Source organism: Chloroflexota bacterium (assembly GCA_009840355.1).
Taxonomy (GTDB): Bacteria; Chloroflexota; Dehalococcoidia; order Lucifugimonadales; family JADFKI01; genus Bin90.
In genome coordinates this window covers 121,707-128,266 of the sequence record VXNZ01000019.1, presented here as the reverse complement: position 1 = coordinate 128,266, position 6,560 = coordinate 121,707, and the positions used below count along the sequence as shown (strand labels likewise).

At 58.8% G+C, this 6,560-nt stretch carries 7 protein-coding genes; all 7 read right to left on the bottom strand.

All coding sequences use genetic code 11. The features are described from left to right. Positions 1–768: 768 nt before the first annotated feature. Positions 769–1,419 carry a hypothetical protein gene (locus F4X57_05240; protein MYC06561.1) on the bottom strand — a complete coding sequence of 217 codons (651 nt, stop codon included), beginning with the start codon at positions 1,417–1,419 and terminating at the stop codon, positions 769–771. 40 nt (positions 1,420–1,459) lie between these two features. Further along, positions 1,460–1,786: an NIPSNAP family protein gene (locus F4X57_05235; GenBank protein ID MYC06560.1), complete on the bottom strand. Its 327-nt coding sequence runs from the start codon at positions 1,784–1,786 to the stop codon at positions 1,460–1,462. Positions 1,787–1,850: 64 nt separating this feature from the next. Further along, on the bottom strand, positions 1,851–2,654 hold the full coding sequence (gene surE, locus F4X57_05230; GenBank protein ID MYC06559.1) for a 5'/3'-nucleotidase SurE: 804 nt from the start codon (positions 2,652–2,654) through the stop codon (positions 1,851–1,853). Positions 2,655–2,703: 49 nt separating this feature from the next. After that, the gene (locus F4X57_05225; GenBank protein MYC06558.1) at positions 2,704–3,534 is read right to left on the bottom strand and encodes a pantoate--beta-alanine ligase; all 831 of its coding nucleotides are present in this window, start codon (positions 3,532–3,534) and stop codon (positions 2,704–2,706) included. After that, on the bottom strand, positions 3,534–4,394 hold the full coding sequence (panB, locus tag F4X57_05220) for a 3-methyl-2-oxobutanoate hydroxymethyltransferase (protein ID MYC06557.1): 861 nt from the start codon (positions 4,392–4,394) through the stop codon (positions 3,534–3,536). The genes F4X57_05225 and panB overlap by 1 nt, the downstream gene beginning before the upstream one ends. A gap of 104 nt (positions 4,395–4,498) precedes the next feature. Beyond that, positions 4,499–5,383: a DUF2520 domain-containing protein gene (locus F4X57_05215; protein ID MYC06556.1), complete on the bottom strand. Its 885-nt coding sequence runs from the start codon at positions 5,381–5,383 to the stop codon at positions 4,499–4,501. After that, positions 5,376–6,383, bottom strand: coding sequence for a P1 family peptidase (locus F4X57_05210; GenBank protein ID MYC06555.1), 1,008 nt, complete (start codon positions 6,381–6,383; stop codon positions 5,376–5,378). Before F4X57_05210 ends, F4X57_05215 begins: the two co-directional genes overlap by 8 nt. Positions 6,384–6,560: the final 177 nt, after the last annotated feature.

Sequence of the window (6,560 nt, the reverse complement as noted above, 5' to 3'; positions counted from 1 at the left end):
ACATTGCCTTCGACTTGCGCGAAGCCGTACTTGGATAGCAGGCGTGCGGCGTCCATCTTGTGGCAGGTCTTGATGGCATAGCTGTCGCTTTGCAAGGTGTCCACGAGGAACATGGCTATGGTTTCACCGTCGTTGGTTAGTTCGGCTATTTTCTGTTGTAAGGTGTTTTGGATACACATGGTAGGTTTCAGGTTTCGAGTGTTAAGCAACCATATGTTCTGATTTTAAGGGCAAGTGGTTGGGTTGTCAAGGGGGGATGTGGATTTGAGACATTTGCAAAAGGTGGTGGTGGACACATATTTCACCCCCATCCTAACCTTCCCCCATTGAGGGGGAAGGGACTTTTGAAATTGTCTTGTGGATTTAGGAGACGATTTCATAAATGCAGTTTATGCCTGTCATTTGCGGTCTATACCTGTCATTTCGAGCGAGGCGAGAAATCTAAAGTCGGAAACAGGTCTGCTTGCAACGACTTTAGATTCCTCACTGCGTTCGGAATGACATGGGAGTAGGTTCGGGATGACAAGATGGGAGTAGGTTCGGAATGACAAGATGGGAGTAGGTTTGGAATGGCAGGAACAGCGGGGAATCGCAAGAACAGCGGGGAATCGCAAAGACGGCACGGAATGACAACATTAGGGATTTGTGAAGTCGTCTTGTTGCGTTAAGGAGAACGCCAATGCCGCGTGTAGATATATCTGAAGCCCGAGAGAACCTTCCTCTTCATCTCCGCGTTATTGGCATTTCGTAGAACACCACAGATTGCGGTTATGCCGACTTGCTCAAAGCGGCGAATATCTTGCCCGCGGTCGCTCCGAATATGCCGATGCCGAAGAACATTAGGAAGACGGCGGTGAACTTGCCGACGACCGTAACGGGGAAGTGGTCGCCGTAGCCGACGGTCGATACTGTGACGAACGACCAGTACAGCGCGTCCGGGAATGATAGTATATTCGCGCCGTCAGCGGTTCGCTCGGCTGTCGTAACGACGGTTGCGGCGAGCAGCACCGTACCTATCCCGTACGCGAGCAGGCTTTCGATCGTTACCAGCCGGTTCATCCGCCTTATGTCGCGCGCGATCCAGATGAATGCGCGCAATATCCTGAGCGGGCGAATCACAGGAATAACCACAAGCAGCACTTCGAGCCAATTCTTGCGGATGTATTGCAGCTTGTTCGGCGCGACTGCAATCTTCGCAAGCAGCGCAACGGCAAACAGCGCCCAAACGGCGATCTGCGCCTGTGAGTATATGCGCGTCTCAAGCGGGCTCAAATCCCACAGATACAGCCCGGTGATTATGGGAATCAGCGCGAACGACGACAGCATCAAGGGCAACTCGGTGATGCGCTCTAGTCGTTCGAGGCGGTCGGACTGGTTTTGCGCGAGTGTCGTCGTTTCCATTTGCGCTGGCTCGCTCATCGCCCGACCGCCGTAAATTGCCGTAGTCTGCCGCTTGGCGCTATTGCAACGGTGAGTAGTCGGTCGGGATTAGGGTAGTGTTGAAGACGCGCCGGACGATGAGCCCGTCCGCTTCGGATTCGGCGCGGACCTTCGCCCACTCAGGGTCGTTGCGGAATGCTTCCCATGCGCGCTCTCGGTGCGCGGCGTCTTCAAAGCCGATGATGTAAATCAGGCGGTCGCTGTAGTCGCCCACATCAGCGGTGAAGTAGCCGACATTCGTAATGCCGTGCTTCTCGAAAATCTTCATCGTGTGGTCCCGGAAGCGCGCGTTGATGTTCGGCAGCCTGCCGGGCAGCGTCTCATATACTCGGTATTCGTAAATCATGAATTTCTCCTAGCCTTCGATTGTGCTGGCATATTGGTTAGGTTTTATGGCCCTATTCACTGACCTAATTCGCCGTCGCTTCGCTTGCCAGTCCCAAGTCGCTTACTACGCCGTCTGCTAAGTATTGCAGGCTTGGCAGTTTAACTCCCGGCTGCAGAACTGAGTTGAGAGCGGTGATGGCGATGCGGTTGTTTCGCACGGCATGTATATCAGAGTCGGCGGCAGTGGGAGGGTTCACAAATCGGTTATGCTTTATCCAGTAGTATGTCCAGCGTCCATTGCTACCTCGCTCCACCGTTTCAAGATACAGGCGTGGCCCTAGGTTTGTCATTTCCGCGCCCTTGATGTCGGCGACCGAGGCGTTGGGCAAGTTGACATTCAGGAACAGCGGAGGCATTCCTTCGTTCGCCGTGATTGCCCTAGCCAGGGATGCCGCCGCCACCGCACCTGCCTTATGCTGCACATTCGTCAGCGACGCCACGGAGACGGCTATTGATGGAATGCCCCTGAAATATCCCTGAAATGCGCCGCCTACGGTGCCAGAAGCGAATAGGTCTAGTCCGAGGTTCGAGCCTGCGTTGATGCCCGACAGCACTATGTCGAATCCACCCGGTGAAAGTTGCTCAATGGCTAGAATGGCGCAGTCGGCGGGCGTTCCCTCTACGGCGTATGCGTGAACGCCTTCGACGGGCGGCGTATCGACTTCGCGCGCCTTGACCACTTCCAGAAGCGTTGTAGCGGTGCCTATTCCGCTCTGCTCGCGGTCGGGCGCGGCAACCACGACTTCGCCGAGGTCTTTGAGCGCGCCCACCATTTCCCAAAGCCCTGGTGAATCAACGCCATCGTCGTTCGTAACGAGGATTTTCAAACGATTGTCTCCTTGCGGCTGCCTTTCAGTCTGATTGTCTGACCGTCGCTTATAGTATCACATTGTCGATGAGCCGCGTTCTGCCGATCCTGACGGCGAGCGATACTAGGGCAGGGCGGTCAATTATATTGAGTTCGCTGAGATCTTCCGCATCTGCGACGCTGATGTAGTCGATGGCTGCGGATGGATATGCGGTTATTATTTCACGCATGCGCCGCCTCACCAGGTTGGCATCGGTTTCGCCCTGATTGCGCAATTGGCAGGCAACCGTCAGCGAGCGATGCAGCGACAATGCCACCTCTCGCTCCGATGCGCTGAGATATACATTGCGGCTGCTAAGCGCGAGACCGTCCGGGTCGCGCACCGTTGGGCAGACAACGATCTCCGCGCCGAGATTCAGGTCTGTGTTCAGGCGCTTCACTACGAGGCACTGCTGCGCGTCCTTTTGCCCGAAGTATGCCCTGTCGGGCCGTACGATGGTGAGCAGCTTGCACACAACCGTCGCCACGCCGCGAAAGTGACCGGCGCGGTGTTCGCCTTCTAGTCGCTCGCCGATGCGACCGACATCGACGAATGTGTCGAAGCCAAACGGATACACTTCGTCAACGGGCGGGGCGAACACCAAGTCAACACCTGCGCCATCTAGCTGCGCGAGGTCTGCGTCCATGTCACGAGGGTATGTCTCGAAGTCTTCGCTTGGGCCGAACTGCGTCGGGTTGACGAAGATGCTGACTGTGACGGTGCCGTTTTCCTTGCGCGCGCGGCGGACGAGCGCCATGTGGCCCTCGTGTAGAAAGCCCATTGTGGGGACGAGTCCCAGCGGCTTTTCGGCAACCGCGTGCGCCTCGCGAAAGGCGGCGACCGATTCGATTACCCGCATCAGCGTTCACCCTGCGCGGTGACCTGCGGATCGCCGGTCAGCTCGGCTAGTACCGCCGGTGACAGCGTGAAACTCTCGTCTTCGGACGGGAACGACTGCGCGCGGACATCGTGAATGTACTCCGCGACTGCATCGCGCATCAGCTCGGCGAGGTGCGCGTACTTGCGAGCGTGCTTTGGCGTGAAGTCGGTGTACAAGCCCATCATGTCGTGGAAAACCTGCACCTGCCCGTCGCAGTGAACGCCCGCGCCGATGCCGATGGTCGGGATTGTCAGGCGCGCGGTTATCATGCCCGCGAGCTGGGAGGGGACGCCTTCCAGCACGATTGCAAACGCGCCCGCGTCTTCCACTGCCTTCGCGTCCTCGATGAGTTCGATAGCCGCGCGCGTCGTCTTGCCTTGAATACGATAGCCGCCTAGCTGATTGACAGCCTGCGGTGTCAGCCCGATATGCGCCATTACGGGAATGCCCGCTTGCACGATGCGGTGCATCGTGTCCGCCACCTGCCTGCCGCCTTCAAGCTTGACCGACTGCGCGCCGCCTTCCTTAAGCAGCCGGCCGGCGTTGCGTATAGCCTCAACTTCGCTCGCCTGATAGCTCATGAACGGCAGGTCGCCAACGATGTGCACCTTGCTCGTGCCGCGCACGACCGTCTTGATGTGGTGAAGCATGTCGTCCATCGTCACGGGCACGGTGGAATCGTAGCCGAGCACCACCTGCCCGAGGCTGTCGCCGACAAGAATGATGTCAACGCCCGCCGCCTCCACGATGCGCGCGGAGGTGTAGTCGTATGCGGTAATCATTGAGATACGCTCGCCACGCCGCTTCATTGCCGCGATTTCCCTGATGGTGGTTCTCATATTTCTTCCTCCCTTGCAACGGGGGCAGATTGCCGTGAGATCGAGATTAGAGCTGTTCGTAAAGGGCTTGAGGTGGTCAATTGTGATAGGTGCTTGCTGACATATCAGTCATTGTTGCTTCCGGTGAGAATCCTGCGAAACTCGCCTTCCCGTTCAGCGGACAAGCCTTGTTCGACGGCAAGATGCAGGCTCGCCAAGGCGAGTTCGCGGTAGAGTGGCAGCAAGTCCGGGTGGTCGGATTGGAGCGCTTCCACGTGCTTGATCGCCGTACCTAAATCTCCGCGTGGGTAGGGTCCCGCGACAGCCGCAGGAATGCCCGATGTTTCCACATTGTAGGCGATGGCGCGCATCATCGGGACGAGCGCCTTGACTCCGTCGTCGCGCGTGTATCCGAAATGCTCCCAGACTTCCGCCGATATGCCGACCAAGCATGTCAGCAGGTTACCCATCATTACGCCGCTTACATGATAGAGCGCCTTGTCCTTCGCTTCGAGAAACACCGGGTTGCCGCCGATGTCCGCTGCGATTGCTGCCAGATACTCCCGCATTTCAGCATCGCCTTCTATGCCGAATGTGATGCCGGGTATGCTCAATACGCCGTTCTCCACTGACGAAAACGCCTGCATCGGGTGGAACGCGCCAGGCGACGCGCCTTGTTCCTGCGCCGCTTCGAGAACATCGAGAGACGCCGCGCCGGAACAGTGCGCCACGCCTTGCCCATCGCGCCAATCGACGGACTCTACGACCTGCGAAATTGCGTCGTCGGATGTGCTGACAAACAGCATGTCGCAGGCATCGACTGTATTCTGAAAGTCCGGATACGCGATGCAGCCTTCGATGCGAGCGGCGAACGATTCGCGCGACGCCAATGTGCGGCTCGACACGGCGACGACGGCGTATCCCGCTCGCGACATTGCGAGCGCAAGCGAGCCGCCGACTCTGCCGGCACCGATGAACCCGATTAGCGATGTCCTGTCGAGACTAGCCATGATTCGCAATGTCCTTGACCGACGGTACGCCGCCAAGCGAGTCTGCCTGGCGCACGGCGTTCACGATTGCCTCGCTTACGCAGATGACTGCGGCAGTGAGAATGCTGTTCATGTTGAATGCGGCCTCCCTTTCGCCGGTGGCGAGCGCGAACATCGTGTCGCCGTCGCCCATCAGGTGCGCGGGACGCACGGCGAGCGCGATGCCGTCCTGCGCCGCTGCCGCGAGCTTGTTCACCTGCGGTTTGTTCAGCGTGGCATTGGTGGCGACCACGCCGATGGTGGTGTTTGATGGCGCGTCCGCCTGTATTGAATGCGCTGACGGCGATACCGCGACATCCATTGCGTCCAATATCGCGCCGTCGTCGCTGCGCGGACCGGCGATGATCCGCCCGCTCGCAGCGTCATACACACCGCCGATAGCATTGACCGCGACAATTGCGCCGACCGTCAGTCCGCCGTTCGCTCCATCGGCAGGCGTCCCGTCGTCTAGCGTGATGCTTGCCGTGCCGATGCCGCCCTTCATCGCACGGTCCATGCCGAGCATCTTGCCGACGGTCGCGCCTGTTCCTGCGCCCACGCTGCCCTGCGCCGGCGCGGATTCTGCGGCGTTCACGCATGCCACTTCACCGTCTTCGGCGGTTGGGCGTATATCGCCTTGCACGAGCCCCAAATCGAACAGGATGGCAGCCGGGACGATGGGAATAACCGCGCCGCCGAAATGCACGCCCACTCCTTTCGATTCCAGATGGCGCACGACCCCGCTCGCAGCCGCTAGACCGAACGCGCTGCCGCCGCTGAGCAGCACGGCATGCACTTCGTTCACCGTTGCGGTGGGATGCAGCAAGTCGGTCTCGCGAGTGCCGGGCGCTGAGCCGCGCACATCGACGCCTCCGACTGCGCCGCCCTCGCACAGGACGACGGTGCAGCCGGTAGCAGCCGAGCGGTCTGTCTGATGACCTACGCGGATGCCCGGCACATCGGTGATGCTGCCGCGATTCATTGCCGCCTACCTGAAGACGCAAAAAGCCTTCCCACGCCTTTGCGGGAAGGCTTTTTCACACGAGTACATATATTGCCGCCCACGCGAGCGGCGAACCTGATGCTTGTAGATTTCATTGTAGCGCTCACCGTTCCGGTAGGGATTGGCTGCGCGAGTATATTAGCAGGAAATCGTCCG

Coding starts and splice junctions, on each gene's coding strand:
- F4X57_05240 (MYC06561.1), bottom strand. CDS start 1,419: ATGAGCGAGCCAGCGCAAATGGAAACGACGACACTCGCGCAAAACCAG.
- panB (MYC06557.1), bottom strand. CDS start 4,394: ATGAGAACCACCATCAGGGAAATCGCGGCAATGAAGCGGCGTGGCGAG.
- F4X57_05210 (MYC06555.1), bottom strand. CDS start 6,383: ATGAATCGCGGCAGCATCACCGATGTGCCGGGCATCCGCGTAGGTCAT.
- F4X57_05225 (MYC06558.1), bottom strand. CDS start 3,534: ATGCGGGTAATCGAATCGGTCGCCGCCTTTCGCGAGGCGCACGCGGTT.
- F4X57_05215 (MYC06556.1), bottom strand. CDS start 5,383: ATGGCTAGTCTCGACAGGACATCGCTAATCGGGTTCATCGGTGCCGGC.
- F4X57_05235 (MYC06560.1), bottom strand. CDS start 1,786: ATGATTTACGAATACCGAGTATATGAGACGCTGCCCGGCAGGCTGCCG.